This is a genomic window from Rhodoplanes sp. SY1, assembly GCF_046000175.1.
Lineage (GTDB): Bacteria > Pseudomonadota > Alphaproteobacteria > Rhizobiales > Xanthobacteraceae > Rhodoplanes.
In genome coordinates, this window is the sequence record NZ_JBEOMB010000496.1 from 1 (window position 1) to 617 (window position 617).

The following is a 617-nucleotide window of genomic DNA, read 5'->3' on the forward strand; positions in this document are numbered from 1 at the left end:
TGCTCGGCCCGCGCGTCGAGGTGATCGGGACCGGACAGCGTATCCATGCCCAGCGTCTGAGCCTCGGGCGGCAGCCCTGGCTCACCGACCATCGAGTCTACGACACGGCGGTCATCCCGGGCGTGAGCTATGTCGCGATGGTGCTGCAGGCGCTCGGCCTGCCGGCGCGGGTCGAAGACGTGAGCTTCGTCGAGCCGTTGTTCCTGGCCGAGGACGAGAGTCGCGAGCGCGACGTGCAACTCCTCGTCTCGCGCGGCGACGCGACCGAGCCCGATCAGTTCGAGGTCGTCAGCCGTCCTGCGGACGCGACGACGGAGGCGTGGCGTCGGCATGCCACCGGACGGATCGTCGCCGCGGGCCGGTTCGTCGGGCAGGGCCGGCGGATCGACCTCGCCGCCGTGCGGCAGCACACGCAGCCCGTGGGGCTCGCGGAGCTGGACGCACTGTGGGGCAGGATCGAGCTGCGCTTCGGCCCGAGCTTCGCAGCCCTGACCGAGGCCTGGGTGGGTGGGTCCGTCTCGCTCGCCCGGATCGGCATTCCTGCCCCCCTGCAGCCTTACGTCGCGGACGAGCCGATCCACGCGGTTCTGCTCGATGCCTGCACCAGGGTGACGGCC

1 protein-coding gene is annotated in these 617 nt (G+C 71.6%); it reads left to right on the forward strand.

Features of this window, described 5'->3' with window-relative positions; all coding sequences use genetic code 11:
* The coding region (locus tag ABTU92_RS30570; protein ID WP_408095278.1) for a polyketide synthase dehydratase domain-containing protein at window positions 1-617 on the forward strand (617 nt) is incomplete at both ends.